This is a genomic window from Streptomyces sp. NPDC048639, from assembly GCF_043199075.1.
Lineage (GTDB): Bacteria > Actinomycetota > Actinomycetes > Streptomycetales > Streptomycetaceae > Streptomyces.
On record NZ_JBICVP010000012.1, the window covers coordinates 43,740 to 60,728 of the forward strand.

Consider the following 16,989-nt stretch of genomic DNA (forward strand, 5'->3'; position numbering starts at 1 on the left):
GTATCCATGACCGGCATCCCTGTCCGGCCCGGCACGCGAGGTGCACGCGCCGGCCGTCTGCGGCGGGCGGCCGTCAGGTGTCGCCGGCCTTCACCAGATCGGTGATCTCGGCGGCATGAGCGTGGAGATGGTCCAGCATCATCCTTGCCGAGGGCACGAGGGATCCGCGGGCGGGCAGGGTGACGCCGACCGAACGGCGCACCGTGGACAGCGGGATGGGCAACGGGACCAGGTGATCGTCGGTGCGCACCAGCGACTCGGGCATCGCGGCGATCATGTCCGTCGTCCGCAGCAGGGTGCGTACGGTCATGATCGAGGTGCACTCGGTGCGATTGCCGGGGAGCGGCAGCCCCTCGGCGTGGAAGACCTGCTCCAGTTCCTGTCTGAGCGCGGTCTGTTCCAGCGGGAGCACCCAGGGGAACTCCATCAGGTCGCCGAGCGTGAGGCCGTCGCTGCCCCGCGCGGGGTGGTCGGTGCGTACGACCAGCCTGACCGGCTCGCTGTAGAGGGTGATCTGGCGGAGTCCGGGCTGGTCGTCGATGGGGTTGAGCCTGCCGAGGATCAGATCGATGTCCCCTTCGAGGAGCCGGGGGACCTGAGAGTCGAAGGGTGCCTCCTGGACGATGACGGTGATCCCGGGCCGGCTCTCCTTGAGCGTGGCGATGGCCCGGGGCAGCAGGACGTTCGACCCGGCCAGCAGGGTCCCGATGGTCACGGTGCCCACCTCGCCGTCGGCGAGCCCGGTGATGCGCTCCCCTGCGCGGCGCAGCTCGGCCAGCACGGAGCGTGCGTGCTCGAGGAAGGCCTCCCCGAAGAGGGTGGGCTGCACTCCGCGCGGGCCGCGGACGAACAGGTCGACGCCCAGGATCTGTTCGACCTCGCGCAGGCTGCGGGTGAGTGCGGGCTGGGCGATGCGCACATGCTCGGCGGCGTGGGAGACGCTGCCGTGCTCGGCGATGGCGACGATCAGCGTCAAGTGCCGTAGTTTCAAGCGCCCGTTGAGCAGATCGATGGTTCGCACACAGCCCCCTATAACACAACCGATATACCTTTCACGGTAATCGGTATTAGACGGGCATGGCTAGGGTTCGCATCATTCCTTTATCCGGAACGCGCCGGACCACGTACGACTCGTGGAGAGGGAGAGCGATGCGGCGGAGAACGCTGATGCTGGGAAGGGCCGCTCTGGCCGGGCTGACGGCCTTCGCGGGGCTGGCCGCGTGCGCAAAGGTGAACGACACCGGCGGCGAGGACGGCGCCATCAAGGTCGGCGTGCTCCTCGATGTCACGGGCCCCGGCGCAACCCTGGGCGTCCAGGAGAAGAACGGCATCCGCATCGCCGTCGACGAGATCAACAAGGCGGGCGGCATCGACGGGCGGAAGGTCGAGACCGTCTTCGCCGACAGCCAGAGCAAGCCGGACATCGCCGCCCAGCAGGCGAGGCGCCTCATCGACGACGGCGCGCAGACGATCATCGGCACCTCGCTCGCCTCCACCTGCATGGCGGTCCGGCCGCTCGCCGAGGCCCGCAAGGTGACCCAGTACTGCATGTCCGGCGCCGATGTGCCGCTCGGGGAGCGCGTCTTCGGCGCCTCCTTCGACCCGTCGTTCTACCTCGGCGAACTGCCCGCCCGGTGGATGAAGGACAAGGGCTTCACCAAGGCCGCGTGCATCGCCACGAGCGACAAGTCGGGCGAGGACTACGACCGCCTCTTCCGCCGCGGGGCGAAGGCGAACAAGGTCGGGGTCGTGGCCACCGAGACGTTCGCGCCCGGCGACACCAATGTCGACACCCAGATCACCAACATCGCGGCCGAGCGCCCCGAGGTGCTCTACGGCTGCGTCACCGGCGCCAACATCGCGCCCGTGGTCAAGGCCGTAAAGGCACAGGGGCTCAAGGCGCCCGTCTGGGCCGGGACCGGCGCCACCAGCCTCGCCACCGCCGAGCTGGTCAAGTCCGACCTGCCTCCCGGCGGCGTCTACTCGATGGGCACCTGGATCCAGGTGCCCGATGAGATTCCGGACGACCTGCCGATCGGGACCGGGATCAGGAAGTTCGCGCGCACCTACGAGGAGCGGCACAACGCCCGTCCCGACTGGCCCGCTGCCGCGGGTTACGACGCCGCGAAGCTGATCGCCGGGGCGTACGAGAAGGGCGCCCGCGACGGTGCACAGGTCGCGGAGAAGCTCCAGGCGGTCACTCACCACCGGGGCCTGCTGTCGGACTACTCCTTCAGCGCGAAGGACCACCGCGGCACGACGCCTCCGGAGATCGTGCTCCGGTTCACCGAGAAGGGCCGGTTCACCGTCGCCGGGAAGGTGGAGGTCGACCGGTGAGGTACGCGCACTACGTATCCGGGGCGTTCCGTAACGACGGCGAACCGTTCCCGCTGATCGACCCGTCCAGCGGCAAGCGTTCGGGCACCGTCCCGGCCGCGTCCGAAACCCTGGTGGACACCGCCGTGACCGCGGCCCGCGAGGCGCTGCGCGGTCCGTGGGGGCAGCTGGGCACGGAGGAACGCGCCCAGGTGCTGCACCGGATCGCGGACGGGATCGAGGCGCGGTTCACGGAGTTCGCCGAGGCCGAGGTCGCCGACACCGGCCGGCCGCGCGAGCTGGCCGAGACGGTGGACGTGCCGCGGGCCGTCCGGAACTTCCGGGCGTACGCGGATCTGCTCCACGGCCGGCCGGAGCGCGCGTACACGGCCACCGCCCAAGGCGACGGCTCCGGCGGGGCGCTGAACTACTCGGTCCGGCGCCCCCTGGGGGTCGTAGCGGTGATCGCGCCATGGAACCTCCCTCTGCTCCTGCTGTCCTGGAAGGTCGCCCCGGCCCTGGCGGCCGGCAACACGGTCGTCGCCAAGCCGTCGGAGGAGACGCCCGGCACCGCGACGCTGCTGGCGGAGGTGATCGACGCCGCCGGTGTGCCGCCCGGTGTGTTCAACCTGGTGCACGGCCACGGGCAGGGCGGCGCGGGTGAGTTCCTCACCTGCCATCCCGGGGTGGACGGCATCGCGTTCACCGGCGCGTCGGCCACCGGCACGGCCATCATGCGAGCGGCTGCCGAACACCTCACCCCGGTCTCGTTCGAACTGGGCGGAAAGAACGCCGCGTTGGTGTTCGAGGACGCCGACCTGGACGCGGCCGTGGCCGGGACCGTGCGGTCCTCCTTCACACACTCCGGCCAGATCTGCCTCTGCACCGAGCGCGTGTACGTGCAGCGGCCGGTCTTCGAGGAGTTCGTGGCGGCACTGGGGAAGAAGGCGTCCGAACTCCGCGACTACGGCCCCATGATCTCCGCGGCGCACCGGTCGAAGGTGCTGTCCTACTACCGGCTGGCGGTCGACGAAGGCGCCAACGTCGTAGCAGGCGGTGGCGTACCCGCCTTCGGGGACGGGCGGGACAGCGGCTTCCACGTCGAGCCCACCGTGCTGACCGGCCTGCCGCAGAGTGCCCGCACCGTGCGCGAGGAGATCTTCGGCCCGGTGTGCCATGTCGCGCCGTTCGACACCGAGGAGGAAGCGGTCCGGCTCGCCAACGACAGCCCGTACGGCCTGGCGGCGACGGTGTGGACCCGGGACCTGTCCCGGGCCCACCGGGTCGCACCGCGGGTCGAGGCCGGCGTCGTCTGGGTCAACTGCTGGAACCTCCGCGATCTGCGGACCCCCTTCGGCGGGGTCAAGGCCAGCGGCATCGGGCGTGAGGGCGGCGAGTACTCCCTCGACTTCTTCTCCGAGCCCGTCAACGTCTGCATAGGGATCTGAGGGCGGCCCACCATGACCGAGACGATGGACTCCGCTCTCGACGCGGCGGCGGAACGACTGCGCGACGCCCACGCCACCGGCCTGCCGTGCGCCCCCGTACGCGACCTGATCACCGGCCTCGACTCCGCGTACGCCGTACAGGGGCGGCTCACCGACGGCTGGCTGGCGCAAGGCCGGAGGCCGGTCGGCCGGAAGATCGGACTGACCTCGCCCGCGGTGCAGCGCCAACTCGGGGTCGACAGCCCGGACTTCGGGATGCTCTACGCCGATATGGCCGTGCCCGACGGGGAGGAGATTCCGCCCGGAGCGGTGACCCAGGCGAGGGCCGAAGCCGAAGTGGCCCTGGTGCTGGAGGACGACCTCACCCACGAACGCCACACCCTCGCCGACCTCCTCCGGGCCACGGCGTTCGCCCTACCCGCCATCGAGGTGGTGGGCAGCCGGATCCGCGACTGGGACATCACCGTCGTGGACACCGTGGCCGACAACGCCTCCAGCGGTCTGTACGTGCTGGGCACGCGGCCCGTGCCGCTACGCGCACTGGATCTGCGCCTGGCCGGCATGGTCATGGAGCGCCGCGGCGACCAGGTCTCCACCGGGACCGGCGCGGCCTGCCTCGGCCATCCGCTCAACGCCGCGCTCTGGCTCGCCGACACCATGGTGCGCTTCGGGCGCCCGCTGCGAGCCGGGGACACGGTGCTCACCGGTGCTCTGGGCCCGATGGTGGACGTGGCTCCCGGCGACGTCCTGGAGGCCCGTATCGACGGACTCGGCGATGTCCGGGCCGCCTTCGGAAAGGAGTCGGCATGACCGGAGCGACCCCGGCCGGCATGGCGGAGGCCCTGGACGAAGCCGCCCGCGCACGCCGGCCCATCCCCCCGCTCACCGACACGGCACCGCTCGGCGTCGACGACGCCTACGGCGTGCAGCGCATGACACTGGAACGGCGCCGCGCCCGGGGCGAGACCGTGGTCGGCGTGAAGATGGGCTTCACCAGCAGGGCGAAGATGGCGCAGATGGGCGTGGACGACCTGATCTGGGGCCGGTTGACCGACGCGATGGCCGTGGAGGACGGCGGCGTCCTGGACACCGGCGGCCTGATCCATCCACGGATCGAACCGGAGATCGCCTTCCTGCTGGGGCGCCCCCTGTCGGGCCGGATGAGCCCCTTCCGAGCGGCCCGTTCGGTCTCCGCGGTGGCGGTCGCGTACGAGGTGCTCGACTCCCGCTACCAGGACTTCCGGTTCACCCTGCCGGACGTGATCGCGGACAACGCCTCGGCCGCGGCCTTCGGTATCGGCCCCTGGCACGACCCGGTGGACGTCGGCAATCTGGGCCTGCTCCTGGAGATCGACGGGCGTACGGCGGAGACGGGCTCGACCGCGGCCGTACTCGGCCATCCGTACCGTTCACTGGCCGCCGCGGCCCGGCTCGCCGAGGCCGCGGGCATGGAACTGGAGCCCGGCTGGATCGTGCTCGCGGGCGCGGCCACCACTGCCGTACCGCTGCCGCGCGGCGCCCATGTCAGGGTGACGTCCGCCGGTCTGGGCCGGGTGGAGGTGACCACACGATGAGCGACGCGATCACCGTGGCGGGGGCCGCCAGGCCCCGGGGCCGGTTTCCGCATCTGCGCAGGGCGGGCGACTTCGTCTTCGTGTCCGGGACGAGTTCGCGGCTGCCGGACGGCACGTTCGCCGGGGCGTCCGCCGACTCGATGGGCGTCACCGAGGTGGACATCCGCACCCAGACGCGCGCCGTGCTGGAGAACCTCCGTACGCTGCTGCGCGCCGCCGGAGGAGATCTCGGCGACGTCGTCTCCATCAGCGCGTATCTGGTGAACATGAACGACTTCGGCGGCTACAACGAGGTCTACGCGGAGTACTTCGACGAGAGCGGCCCGGCCCGTACGACGGTCGCCGTCCACCAGCTTCCGCACCCGCACCTCGTCGTGGAGATGAGCTGCGTGGCCCATGTCCCGGTCTCCCTCAGCAGCGGCCGGGCCCCTGGCCCCGGCCACGACGGAACGAGCACCCCAGCCCCGGACCGGGAACGGTCCGGGCCGGTGAGTAAGGAATGAGCGCGATGACCCTGCCGAAGTTGTCCCACGGACAGCCGTTCAACTTCGACCGCTGGATCGAGGAGCACCGGGACCTCCTCAAGCCGCCGGTCGGCAACGTGCAGATCTGGGAAGGCAGCGACCTCATGGTCACCGTCGTGGGCGGGCCGAACCAGCGCACCGACTTCCACGACGATCCCGTCGAGGAGTTCTTCTACCAGCTCCAGGGCAACATGGTGCTGCGCGTGATGGAGGAGGAGGGACGGCCTCCCGTCGACGTACAGATCAACGAAGGCGACGTCTTCCTGCTGCCGCCGCACGTCCGGCACTCTCCGCAGCGTCCCGAACCGGGGAGCATCGGCCTGGTCGTGGAGTTCACCCGGCCCGTCGACCGGACGGATGCCTTCGAGTGGTACTGCGTGAACTGCCACCGGCTCGTCCACCGCGCCGAGGTCCACGTACGGTCGATCACCGCCGATCTGCCGCCGGTCTTCGAGGCGTTCTACGCCAGTGACCGGACCTGCTCGCACTGCGGCACCGTCCACCCGGGGCGCGAGTGGCCCGACGCCGCGCGCCCCGTCACCGTTCCCCGCGCCTGACCTTCCCCCTTTCACGCCACCGCCCGCCCGGCCGACCCGGGCACGGCGGTCCGCGGCGTGCCGCACAACTGGAGGTTCCGTGACTGTCATCGACGTTCACGCCCATGTGTTCCCCCGTCTTTCCCAGGCCGAGGCCCGCGTGCTCGGAGGCCCCGTGGAGCCGTGGCTGCGCGTGCTCGGCGACGGCACCGGGATGATGATGAACGGCGACCAGGAGTACCGCCCGGTCCGCGCGCCGCTGTGGGACGCGGAGCAACGCCTGGCCGACATGGACACCTTCGGCGTCGATACGCAGGCGATCTCCTCGACACCGCTGCTGTTCGGGTACGGGGCCGAACCCGAGCGCGCCCGCGAGTGGTGCGAACTGGTCAACGACCGGATCCTCGACTACTGCGCGCAGGCCCCGGACCGGCTGCTGCCGCTCTGCCAAGTGCCGCTGCAGGACGTGGCGTTGGCGGCAGAGATGGCGACGAAGGCGGCCGCCGCCGGTCACCGCGGAGTGCACATCGGCAACCATGTCGGTTCCCTTGACCTGGACGACGCCGGTATCACCGACTTCCTCGCGCACTGCGCGGAGCAGGACATCCCCGTACTCGTGCACCCCTGGGACATGCTCGGCGCTGAGCGCATGAACCATCACATGCTCGCCTGGCTCGTCGGGATGCCGGCCGAGACGCATCTGAGCATCCTCGGGATGATGCTCTCCGGAAGCTTCGAACGGCTCCCCGAGTCGCTGAAGTTGTGCTTCTGCCACGGCGGCGGCAGCTTCGCCTACCTGCTGGGGCGGGCGGAGAACGCCTGGCACCACCGCCACGTCGTACGGTCGGACTCTCCCAAGCCGCCGTCGGCCTACGTCCGGCGCTTCCATGTCGATTCCGCCGTCTTCGACCCGCGGGCACTGCGCCTCCTGGTGGAAGTCATGGGCGCGGACCGGGTGATGCTCGGCACCGACTACCCCTTCCCCCTCGGGGAGCAGCAGCCGGGCGAGGCGATCCGGAACTGCGCCGAACTGAGCGAGTTGGAACGGGACCTCATCCTCGGCGGCAACGCCATGAGGTTCTTCGGAACGGAGGCGTCGTGACGGCGACCCTCGCCCCGCCCTCGACCCCGACGCCCGATGCGGCACGGCGCTCCCCCTGGCCGCTCGTGGGCTGCGTGGCGCTGTTCACGCTTGCCGCGCCGCCGCTGTTCGCCGCCTACGCCTTCTTCGACGTCCTGGTGCTGACCGGAATCTGGGGCATCGCGGCCCTCGGTACGGGACTGCTCTCGGGCTACGCCGGTCAGGTCTCCCTGGGGCAGGGAGCGATCCTCGGACTGGGGGCGTACGCGGCGGCCCTCGCGGTCACCGAGTGGCGGCTGCCCGAACCGCTGGGCATCCTCCTGGCGATCGGCGTCGCCCTGGTCGTCGCTCTCATCACAGCCCCGCTGCTGCGGCTGCACGGCTTCTATCTCGCGCTCGCCACCCTGGCGCTCGGCCTGATCATCACCCAGGCGTTCACCAACCTCGGCAGCCTCACCGGGGGCGTCAGCGGCAGGAGCGTGCCCGCGCTCTCGGTGGGCGGGGTGGCCCTGGACTCGCGTGAGGCGTCGTTCTGGACCGGCTGGGCCGTACTCACCGTGGCACTGGCCGGCATCGGCAACCTCATGCGCTCCCGCTACGGGCAGGCGTTCGGCGCGATCGAGCAGGACGAGGCGGCGGCCCGCGCGCTGGGCATCCCGGTCTTCCGGTACAAGACGGCGCTGTGGCTGATCGCCGCCGCGCTCACCGCGGTCTCCGGCGCTCTGTACGCCCATCATCTGCAGTTCCTCTCGCCCGACCAGTTCGGCATCGACGCCTCGGTGCAGATCGTCGCGGCAGTGATCATCGGCGGTACGGGACTCCGACTCGGGCCGGTGCTCGGCATGTGGCTGCTGCAGGCTCTGCCTCAGGTCACCCGCGATCTGGGCATCTCCACACCGCTGGCCACCGGGGTGTTGATGATCGCCGTGATGGTGTTCTTCCCCGGCGGCCTCTCCGAAGCGCTGCTGCGGCTGGGCCGCCTGGGCCGGGCGCGGAAGGAGACCTGACCGTGCTGCACGTCGACGTACTCACCAAGCACTTCGCCGGGCTCACCGCCCTCACCGATGTGAGCTTCCAGGTCGCGGGCGGCCGTGTCGCCGGGCTGATCGGCCCCAACGGCGCCGGGAAGACCACCCTGGTCAACTGCCTCACCGGGGCGCTGACGCCCACCTCCGGCACAGCTCGGTGGAAGGGCCGCGTCATCACCGGCCGCTCACCCGAACAGGCCGTCGGCATCGGCGTCACCCGTACCTTCCAGCAGGCCCGGCTCTTCCCCGGCCGGAGCGTGCTCGACAACGTCATGGCGGGCGCTCACAGCACGGGCAGGGCGGGCATGGTTGCCGCCACGCTCCGGCTGCCCGCGGCCCGCCGCGACGAGGCCAGGATGCGGGCCGCCGCGTTCGAGGCCCTGGACGCGGTGGGCTGCGCGGACCTGGCGGGGGTGCCCGCCGGAACGCTGGGCGCCGGGCGGCAGCGCCTGGTGGCGCTCGCCAGAAGCCTGGCCACCGGGCCGGAGTTGCTGCTGCTCGACGAGCCCGCGGCCGGGCTCAACGACACCGAGACCGAGCGCCTCGCGGTGAACCTGAGGGCGGTCGCGACCGACCGCGGGCTGACCCTGATCGTCATCGAGCACCATCTGGCGTTCGTCATGGCACTGTGCGACGAGGTCCTCGTCCTCGCCGAGGGCCGGCTCATCGCCCACGGAAGTCCGAGCGAGGTACGCGCCGAACCCGCCGTGATCTCCGCCTACTTGGGAGAGGACGTCCCATGCTGACAGTCGAGGGGCTGCGCGCCGGATACGGCGGAGTGGAGGTGCTGCACGGCGTCGAGGTGACGATCCGGCCCGGTTCGGTCGTGGCGCTGCTGGGTGCCAACGGGGCGGGCAAGTCGACGACGGCGCGGGCGATCGCCGGACTGCTGCCGGTGACCGGCGGCCGGGTGATGCTGGACGGCACGGAGATCCACCGCCGCCCCGCCCACCGCCGGGCGCGGTCGGGCATCACGCTCGTCCCCGAGGACCGCGGGCTGTTCCCGGGTCTGTCGGTCCTCGACAACCTGCGGCTGGGCGCCCGCCGCGCGCACGGGGACGGATCGGCGGAGGAGTCCCTGCAACGGGTGTTCACGCTCTTCCGGGTCCTCGCCGAACGGCGTGACCAGGTGGCGGGAACCATGTCCGGCGGGCAGCAGCAGATGCTGGCCATCGCCAAGGCCCTGATGGCACGGCCTCGCCACCTCGTCCTGGACGAGCCGAGCCTCGGCCTCGCTCCCCGCATCGTCGACTCCATCCTGGCCACGCTGGGCGTGCTGGCGTCCGAGGGGCTGGGGGTGCTGCTCATCGAGCAGAACGCGGTCCGGGCCCTGCAGTTGGCGGACGAGGCCGTCGTACTGGAGCGGGGCCGGGTCACGCTGACCGGGCCCGCCGACCGGCTGGCCGACGACGAACGCGTCCGCGCCAGCTATCTGGGAGGAGCCGTCTGATGGACCGCTTCGTGCAGTTCACCGCGTACGGGCTGACGCTCGCCTGTGTCCTGGTCCTGCTGGGCCTCGGCTGGGTGGTGATCTACCAGGTGTCCGGGGTCCTCAATCTGGCGCAGGGGTCGTTCCTGGTCGTCGGAGGTCTCACCACCACCTCGCTCGCCGGCCCCGCCGGCCTGCCGCTCGCCGTACTGGCCGGGATCGCGGCGGCCGGCGCCCTCGCCGTGGGACTCGACCGGGTCCTGCTGAGACCGGCGCGGCCTTCGGGGCCCGGCGGGCCGATCATCGTGACCCTGGGCGCCGCCCTGGTCATCGCCGAAGGCGCCCGCAGCATCTGGGGCGTGGATCCGCTCCTTCTGACGCCGTATCTGCCGCGCGAGCCGGTGAACGTCCTGGGCGCGCCCGTGCTGCCGCACGCCCTGCTGCTCTGGGGCGGCACGGCGGTCGTGGTGGCCGGGCTGTATCTGCTGTTCGAGAAGACGCTGCTGGGGCGGGCGCTGCTGGCCTGTGCCCAGAACCCCGACGGGCTGCGGCTGTCCGGGACCGATCCGCTGGGCCTGCGCACGCTGGCGTTCCTGATGGCCGGGGTCCTGGCCGGGATCGCGGGGGTGCTGCTGGTACCGGTCACGCCGATCGGCTGGGAGAGCGGACTGCTGCTGGGCATCAAGGGATTCATCGCCGCGGCCCTGGGCCGCTGGACCTACCCCGGCGCCGTCGCCGGCGCCCTGGTGCTCGGCCTCGCGGAGAACTACGCGGCCGGATATCTCTCCAGTGCCTGGAAGGAGAGCGTGGGGCTCGGACTGATGCTGCTGATCCTCATCGGGCGGGCGTACGCGAGTGGGGACGGCGGCGAGGGGCTGAAGAGCCGGTTGCTCGCGGCGTTCCGACCGCCGGCCAAGGCCGCGTCATGAGGCGTGGCGTGCAGGCCCGTACCAAATCCGTATGCGGTTGCGAGAACCGAGCGGTGGGAACCGGCGTCTCCCCGGCGAGCGCACGGGCAGTCACCTACATCGAGGGAGTGGGATGAGCGCCAGGACGAAGGTCGCGATCATCGGGTCGGGGAACATCGGCACCGACTTGATGATCAAGCTGATCCGGCTGTCGGAGACGCTCGAAGTCACGGCAATGGCCGGGATCGACCCGGACTCCGACGGTCTCGCCCGGGCGCGCAGACTCGGGATCGCCACGACGCACCTGGGCGTCGGGGGTCTGGTGGCCATGGACGCGTTCGACGAGGTGTCGCTGGTCTTCGACGCCACCTCGGCCACGGCGCACCGGCACAACTCCCCGGTGCTCGCGGCGCACGGCAGGACGGTCGTCGATCTGACACCCGCGGCCATCGGGCCCTACGTGGTCCCGCCGGTGAACCTCGACGCCCACCTGGACGCGCCGAACCTCAACATGGTGACGTGCGGAGGGCAGGCGACCGTGCCGATCGTGGCCGCCGTTTCCCGGGTCACCCCGGTCCGCTACGCGGAGATCGTCGCCTCGATCGCGTCGCGCTCGGCGGGCCCCGGAACCCGAGCCAACATCGACGAGTTCACCGACACCACCGCCCGGGCTCTGGAGGAGGTCGGGGGCGCGGCGAAGGGCAAGGCCGTCATCATCCTCAACCCGGCCGAACCGCCCCTGATCATGCGCGACACCGTTTACTGCATGGTGGGGAACTGCGACCACGATGCCGTCGTCTCGTCGGTGGAGAAGATGGTCACCGAAGTCGCCGCCTACGTACCGGGATACCGCCTCAAGCAAGAGGTGCAGATTCGCCCGGTCGCGCCGGACGATCCTCTTGCGGACATCAGCGGTCCGGGTCATCTGGTGTCCGTATTCCTCGAAGTCGAGGGCGCCGCCCACTACTTGCCGGCCTACGCCGGGAACCTCGACATCATGACTTCGGCGGCAGTGCGTGTCGCGGAAAGGCTCGCTACCCGATGACTCATCAGATCTACGTCCAGGACGTGACGTTGCGCGACGGCATGCACGCCGTCCGGCATCGCTTCACGCTCGGTCAGGTCCGCGAGATCGCCGCCGCGCTGGACGCCGCCGGGGTGGACGCCATCGAGATCGCCCACGGTGACGGCCTCGCGGGCGGCAGCGTCAATTACGGCCCGGGGGCGCACCGTGACGAGGAGTGGATCGCGGCGGCCGCCGAAGTCGTCACCCGCGCGAAGCTCACCACCCTGCTGCTGCCCGGTGTCGGTACCGTCGCGGAGCTGATGCGGGCCTGCGCGCTGGGCGTACGGTCGGTGCGTATCGCCACACACTGCACCGAGGCCGACATCTCCGCACAGCACATCGACGCGGCCCGCAGTCTCGGTATGGACGTCGCCGGGTTCCTGATGATGTCGCACATGGCGGAGCCCGCCGAACTGGCCCGGCAGGCAAAGCTGATGGAGTCCTACGGCGCCGGCTGCGTCTATGTCACGGACTCCGGCGGCCACCTCACGCTGGACGGCGTACGGGACCGGGTCCGCGCGTACCGTGACGTCCTCGCGCCGGAGACCGAGATCGGCATCCACGCCCACCACAACCTCGGTCTCGGGGTCGCCAACTCGGTGGTGGCGGTGGAGAACGGGGCGCGCCGGGTGGACGCCTCGCTGGCCGGGCTGGGCGCGGGGGCGGGCAACTGCCAACTGGAGGCGTTCGTCGCCGTGGCCGACCTGCTGGGGTGGCAACACGGCTGCCGGGTCATGGAGTTGATGGACGCGGCCGACGACATCGTGCGCCCCCACCAGGAACGCCCGGTCCGCGTGGACCGGGAGACCCTGTCCCTGGGGTACGCGGGGGTGTACTCCAGCTTCCTGCTCCATGCCGAGGACGCGGCGGCCCGCTACGGCCTGGAAACCCGTGACCTACTGGTGGAGGTGGGGCGGCGCGGTATGGTCGGCGGCCAGGAGGACATGATCGTGGACGTCGCCCTGGACCTGATCCGGGCCCGCTCCGCCGCGCGCACCGGCGAGCATGCCGAAGGAGACGCCTGAAGGCGTGCAACCGTTGATACCCCGCTCCTGCACCCGTATCGCCGACGCCGCCGGCACACGCATCGACCCTGGCTCCGGCACCGCCTCGGCGTCCGCTCGGGCCCTGTCGTCCCGTACCGCGGGCACCGCGTTCTGCCCGAATGGCAGGACCTCTCGCCCACTGTGTGCCCGATCCGTATCAAAATTGTCCGCGAGGCAGCGCGCAGCAGACGAACGGCGTCACTTACCAGTAGTAACGAGCCTGGGCGGCGCGCGAGGCGCGCAACTCAGGGGGCTGCCCCCGGACGGGGGGCGCAGTCGCCGTCAGGCGACGAAGGTGAACCGACGATGAGCAAGGGGTGGGGCCTTGGACGCCGATGAGCGCAGACGGAAAGTGCTCGAGACCGCGCGACGCACAGGGGCCGTGGATGTCGGGCAACTCGCCGGGGACCTCGACGTCTCCAGGGAGACCGTCCGGCGCGACCTGCGGACGCTGGAGGACCACGGCCTGGTGCGCCGTACGCACGGCGGCGCCTACCCGGTCGAGAGCGCCGGGTTCGAGACCACGCTCGCCTATCGGACCACCCGGAACGTGCCGCAGAAGAACCGCATCGCCACGACGGCGGCGGGACTTCTCGGCGACGCCGAGACCGTGTTCGTCGACGAGGGGTACACGCCGCTGCTCATAGCGGAGGCGCTGCCGCGTGACCGTCCGCTGACGGTGGTCACGGCCTCCCTGACGGTGGCCGGCGCGCTCGCCTCGGCAGAGAACTTCACCGTTTTCCTGCTCGGCGGCCGGGTCCGGGGCGGCACGATGGGCGCTGTCGGCGAGTGGGCGTCGCGGATGCTGTCCGGGTTCGTGATCGATCTCGCGTACGTCGGCGCCAACGGAATCTCCCGCAAGTACGGTCTCACCACGCCGGATCCGGCGGTGAGCACGGTCAAGGGCCATGCCGTACGGGCCGCGCGGCGCAAGGTGTTCTGCGGAGTCCACACCAAGTTCGGTGCGGCCAGCTTCTGCCGGTTCGCCGACGTCTCCGACATCGATGTCATCGTCACCGACACCACCCTGCCGTCGGCGGAGGCCCATCGCTACGCGGTTCTGGGTCCCCGGGTGATCCGCGCCTGAGCCGGGGGGCGGACCCGGGGTCGTCGCCGCGGGCCGCCGGGGCCGTTCGCCGTCCCGCAGGGGAAACCGGAATGCGCCGGGGACCCGGAAGGAGAGCGGGTCGGCGAACAGCGGGCCGCCGCAGATGCGATCGGGCGGATCGGGAACCGATCTCCGCCCGACCCGACGGACTTCTGCGAATTCGCCGGTAGGCCCGAAGAGGACCGAATTCACCGGTGCCGATACGGCGATCGACACGATTCCACGGCCCGAGAAATGTTTTCCGCAACTCCATGAGTACCCTTGCCGCATGGTGGGGTAATACCCGAAGTGCCGCTCTGCCGCGGACGCATGGCGTGACGCAGGGTGGCGCTCGGTATCCGCGCGCCCTCGGGACGAGCATGCCCGTACCGAAATGCACGTGAGACTCGGCACAATTCCCCGGAGCCGCGAGCGCACCCGCTCCCCGCGGGGCGGTCATGTACCTGACCGATCGCGTGGGAGCAACGCCCGGCCCATGACCGATTGCCGCCTGCCTGCCGGGCACAGCCGCGCTGCTGGCGGGCGTGACGCCACCCGAACGCCCGGACACCGACGCCCGTTTGTTCATTCCGGAGGCCCAATTCCTCTGCTCGACAGGACAATTGATGCTTGACACCGAGTGAGTTCCGGTTGGAATGATGACCCGTCCGGGTGCAGATTGAGCGAAGCGCTCACCCCGGAATTCGATACGGTTGACCCGGCAAATCCTGGAAGGCATGAGGTGCAGAGCCACGCGATGCGATTCGGTCTCCTGGGCCCGGTTGAGGCATGGCACGAGAATTCCGCTCTGGAGCTCGGGCCGCCGAAGCGCCGGGTCCTTCTGATCCGCCTTCTCCTGGAGAACGGGCGGCCCGTCTCCGTGAGCCGGCTCTGCAAGGATCTCTGGGACGGCCGCCAGTCGTCGGGCACCATGTCCTCCCTGCACGCCCACATCAGCAGACTGCGCTCCGTCCTCGAACCGGAACGCACCGGCCGCGGGCAGGCGACTGTGCTGGTCAACGGAAGCACCGGCTACTCGCTCCGCGTCCCGGCCGAGGCCCGCGACAGCGTGCGGTTCGAGGAACTGGTCAACACGACCCAGGAGTTGGTGCAGCAGGGCCGGACGGACGAGGCCGGCCGCCGGCTCGACGCGGCGCTGCACCTGTGGCGCGGCCCGGCTCTGAGCGACGCGGCGGAATACGGCTTCGCCGCCCAGTACATCACCCGTCTGCAGGCGACCCGCCAGTTCGCCGAGGAACTGCACGCCACGATCCTCATCGAGCAGGGCTGCCTGGAGCAGGCGATCGCCGTCGCCCGTCAGCTGACGGAGACCATGCCGCTGCGCGAGATGTCGTGGTCCCTGCTGATGCGTGCCCTGTACGGCGCGGGGCGGTCCGCCGAGGCGCTCCAGCACTACGAGTCGTTCCGCACCATGCTCGCGGAGGACCTTGGCGTCGATCCCGGCCCGGCGCTGCGCGAACTGCACCTGGCCATCCTGCGGCACGACACGGCCGCCATCGGCGGCCCGCGCCGGCGCCCGTCCGTCATGCTGCGCGGCCAGGGGGAGTTCGGGGGCCCGCGGATCGTGGGCCGGGGCGAGGAGACAGCACGACTCGACGCGCTGCTCGACGCCGCGTCCGCAGGCCGCTCGCAGTGGGCCGTCGTGTCCGGTGAACCCGGATCGGGCAAGACGCGCCTGCTCGAGGAGTTCAGCACGCGCGCCGGCGAGGCGGGGTTCGCGGTGGCCTGGGCGCGCTGTTCCCCTGCCATCGGCGACACCGGTGCCGACGATCCGGCCTTCCATCCCGCCGCCCAGCTTCTGACCTCCCTGCGCCGCGCCGGGCGCCACGACCACGGCCCCGGCCCCGGCCACGGTGCGAGCGTCACCTCCCTCCCACCCGCGGCCGGCGGGGGTGCCCCGGAATCGCCGACCGCCTTCCCCGAGCCGCACGCCGCGCGTTCTCCGGACGATGCCGTCGTACGTGATCTGGCGTCCGCACTGGCGAAGGGCCCTACGGTCTGCGTCCTCGACGATGTGGGCCGGGCCTCGCCCGACGTACTGCATATGCTCGGCCGGTTCCTCGTCCTTCTGCGGGACGCTCCTGTCCTGGTCCTGTGCGCGATCCGTGACGCGGACGCGCCGGAAGCCGCCGGTCTGCTCGCCGAGTTGGCGAGACACGGTGCCACCCGGATGCACCTCGGCCCGCTGACCGTCGCGGACGTGGGCGAATTGCTCGACGCGGAGGCGGCCGGAGGCGGTCCGGACGAGGCAGTCGCACTGCAACAGCGCAGTGAGGGCAACCCCTTCGTACTGAGCGAGCTGCTCAAACTTCCCCCGGGGCGTCGCACGGGGCCGACCGCACAGGTGCCCGCAGCCGTCTCGAGCGTGATCCGTGCTCGCCTCGCCGAGCTGGAGCCGCCGGTGCGCACCCTGCTCGTGAACGCGGCCGTCGACGGAGAGTTCCTGGACATCGAACTCCTGGCCGCCGTCCAGAACTTGTCCCTGGAACGGCTGCTGCGGCTCGTGGACGCGGCCGGGACCGCCCGGTTCCTCGTCTGGGACGAGGACGGCGGCGGTTCGGGGAACTACCGCTTCCCCGATCTGCTCCGCGAGACCGTGCTCAGCACGCTCTCACCCGCGTCCCGGCAACTCCTGCACCAGGCGCACGCCCGCTTCCTGGCCACCCTGCCCGGACGTCACCCGGCGCGGATCGCCGACCATCTGGCGTCGGCGGGGCCGCTGATCCCCGCCGAGGCGATGGCCAGAGCGGCGCTGCGCTCGGGCAACCACTGCGCGGACCACGGACTGACCGACGCGGCCCTCCTCTGGTTCGAGCGGGCCGCCATGGTCGGCACGAACCATCCCGCGCTGCGTGACGAGGCACTGTGCGCCGCCCGCCGGATCGCCCCTGACCGAGCCGAGGCGCAACTCCAGCTCTGAAGCTC

16 protein-coding genes are annotated in these 16,989 nt (G+C 71.0%); 15 read left to right on the forward strand and 1 reads right to left on the reverse strand.

The features are described from left to right. Window positions 1-73: 73 nt before the first annotated feature. Window positions 74-1,021, reverse strand: coding sequence for a LysR substrate-binding domain-containing protein (locus tag ACGFNH_RS28560; protein WP_393658562.1), 948 nt, complete (start codon window positions 1,019-1,021; stop codon window positions 74-76). 128 nt (window positions 1,022-1,149) lie between these two features. On the opposite strand from ACGFNH_RS28560, the gene ACGFNH_RS28565 reads away from it, so the two are divergent. The 15 genes from ACGFNH_RS28565 to ACGFNH_RS28635 all read left to right on the forward strand — a co-directional run bounded on the left by ACGFNH_RS28565 (window position 1,150) and on the right by ACGFNH_RS28635 (window position 16,984). Continuing rightward, window positions 1,150-2,337 carry an ABC transporter substrate-binding protein gene (locus ACGFNH_RS28565; protein ID WP_393658564.1) on the forward strand — a complete coding sequence of 396 codons (1,188 nt, stop codon included), beginning with the start codon at window positions 1,150-1,152 and terminating at the stop codon, window positions 2,335-2,337. After that, entirely contained in the window at window positions 2,334-3,764 is a 1,431-nt protein-coding gene (locus ACGFNH_RS28570; RefSeq protein ID WP_393658566.1) for a 2-hydroxymuconic semialdehyde dehydrogenase, read from the forward strand. Before ACGFNH_RS28565 ends, ACGFNH_RS28570 begins: the two co-directional genes overlap by 4 nt. Before the next feature lie 12 nt (window positions 3,765-3,776). Continuing rightward, window positions 3,777-4,574 carry a 2-keto-4-pentenoate hydratase gene (locus ACGFNH_RS28575; protein ID WP_393658568.1) on the forward strand — a complete coding sequence of 266 codons (798 nt, stop codon included), beginning with the start codon at window positions 3,777-3,779 and terminating at the stop codon, window positions 4,572-4,574. Continuing rightward, on the forward strand, window positions 4,571-5,338 hold the full coding sequence (locus ACGFNH_RS28580) for a 2-keto-4-pentenoate hydratase (protein ID WP_393658570.1): 768 nt from the start codon (window positions 4,571-4,573) through the stop codon (window positions 5,336-5,338). Before ACGFNH_RS28575 ends, ACGFNH_RS28580 begins: the two co-directional genes overlap by 4 nt. Beyond that, complete coding sequence (locus ACGFNH_RS28585; protein WP_393658572.1) at window positions 5,335-5,841, forward strand: RidA family protein; 507 nt, start codon at window positions 5,335-5,337, stop codon at window positions 5,839-5,841. Before ACGFNH_RS28580 ends, ACGFNH_RS28585 begins: the two co-directional genes overlap by 4 nt. 5 nt (window positions 5,842-5,846) lie before the next feature. Then, entirely contained in the window at window positions 5,847-6,419 is a 573-nt protein-coding gene (locus ACGFNH_RS28590; protein ID WP_393658574.1) for a 3-hydroxyanthranilate 3,4-dioxygenase, read from the forward strand. Window positions 6,420-6,498: 79 nt separating this feature from the next. Further along, entirely contained in the window at window positions 6,499-7,500 is a 1,002-nt protein-coding gene (locus tag ACGFNH_RS28595) for an amidohydrolase family protein (protein ID WP_393658576.1), read from the forward strand. Further along, window positions 7,497-8,486 (forward strand): branched-chain amino acid ABC transporter permease, encoded by a 990-nt coding sequence (locus tag ACGFNH_RS28600; protein WP_393658578.1) that lies wholly within the window; start codon window positions 7,497-7,499, stop codon window positions 8,484-8,486. The genes ACGFNH_RS28595 and ACGFNH_RS28600 overlap by 4 nt, the downstream gene beginning before the upstream one ends. A 2-nt stretch (window positions 8,487-8,488) precedes the next feature. Next, window positions 8,489-9,253 (forward strand): ABC transporter ATP-binding protein, encoded by a 765-nt coding sequence (locus ACGFNH_RS28605; RefSeq protein ID WP_393658580.1) that lies wholly within the window; start codon window positions 8,489-8,491, stop codon window positions 9,251-9,253. Further along, window positions 9,247-9,957, forward strand: coding sequence for an ABC transporter ATP-binding protein (locus ACGFNH_RS28610; protein ID WP_393658582.1), 711 nt, complete (start codon window positions 9,247-9,249; stop codon window positions 9,955-9,957). The genes ACGFNH_RS28605 and ACGFNH_RS28610 overlap by 7 nt, the downstream gene beginning before the upstream one ends. Then, a complete protein-coding gene (locus tag ACGFNH_RS28615; RefSeq protein ID WP_393658584.1) occupies window positions 9,957-10,865 on the forward strand; it encodes a branched-chain amino acid ABC transporter permease in 909 nt (302 codons plus the stop codon). Before ACGFNH_RS28610 ends, ACGFNH_RS28615 begins: the two co-directional genes overlap by 1 nt. A 112-nt stretch (window positions 10,866-10,977) precedes the next feature. Continuing rightward, window positions 10,978-11,889: an acetaldehyde dehydrogenase (acetylating) gene (locus ACGFNH_RS28620; protein ID WP_393658586.1), complete on the forward strand. Its 912-nt coding sequence runs from the start codon at window positions 10,978-10,980 to the stop codon at window positions 11,887-11,889. Beyond that, window positions 11,886-12,935 carry a 4-hydroxy-2-oxovalerate aldolase gene (gene dmpG / locus ACGFNH_RS28625; protein ID WP_393658588.1) on the forward strand — a complete coding sequence of 350 codons (1,050 nt, stop codon included), beginning with the start codon at window positions 11,886-11,888 and terminating at the stop codon, window positions 12,933-12,935. Before ACGFNH_RS28620 ends, dmpG begins: the two co-directional genes overlap by 4 nt. Window positions 12,936-13,281: 346 nt before the next feature. Beyond that, window positions 13,282-14,043, forward strand: coding sequence for a DeoR/GlpR family DNA-binding transcription regulator (locus ACGFNH_RS28630; RefSeq protein ID WP_393658590.1), 762 nt, complete (start codon window positions 13,282-13,284; stop codon window positions 14,041-14,043). 757 nt (window positions 14,044-14,800) lie between these two features. Then, window positions 14,801-16,984, forward strand: a complete 2,184-nt coding sequence (locus ACGFNH_RS28635; protein ID WP_393658592.1) for a BREX system ATP-binding domain-containing protein — start codon at window positions 14,801-14,803, stop codon at window positions 16,982-16,984. Window positions 16,985-16,989: the final 5 nt, after the last annotated feature.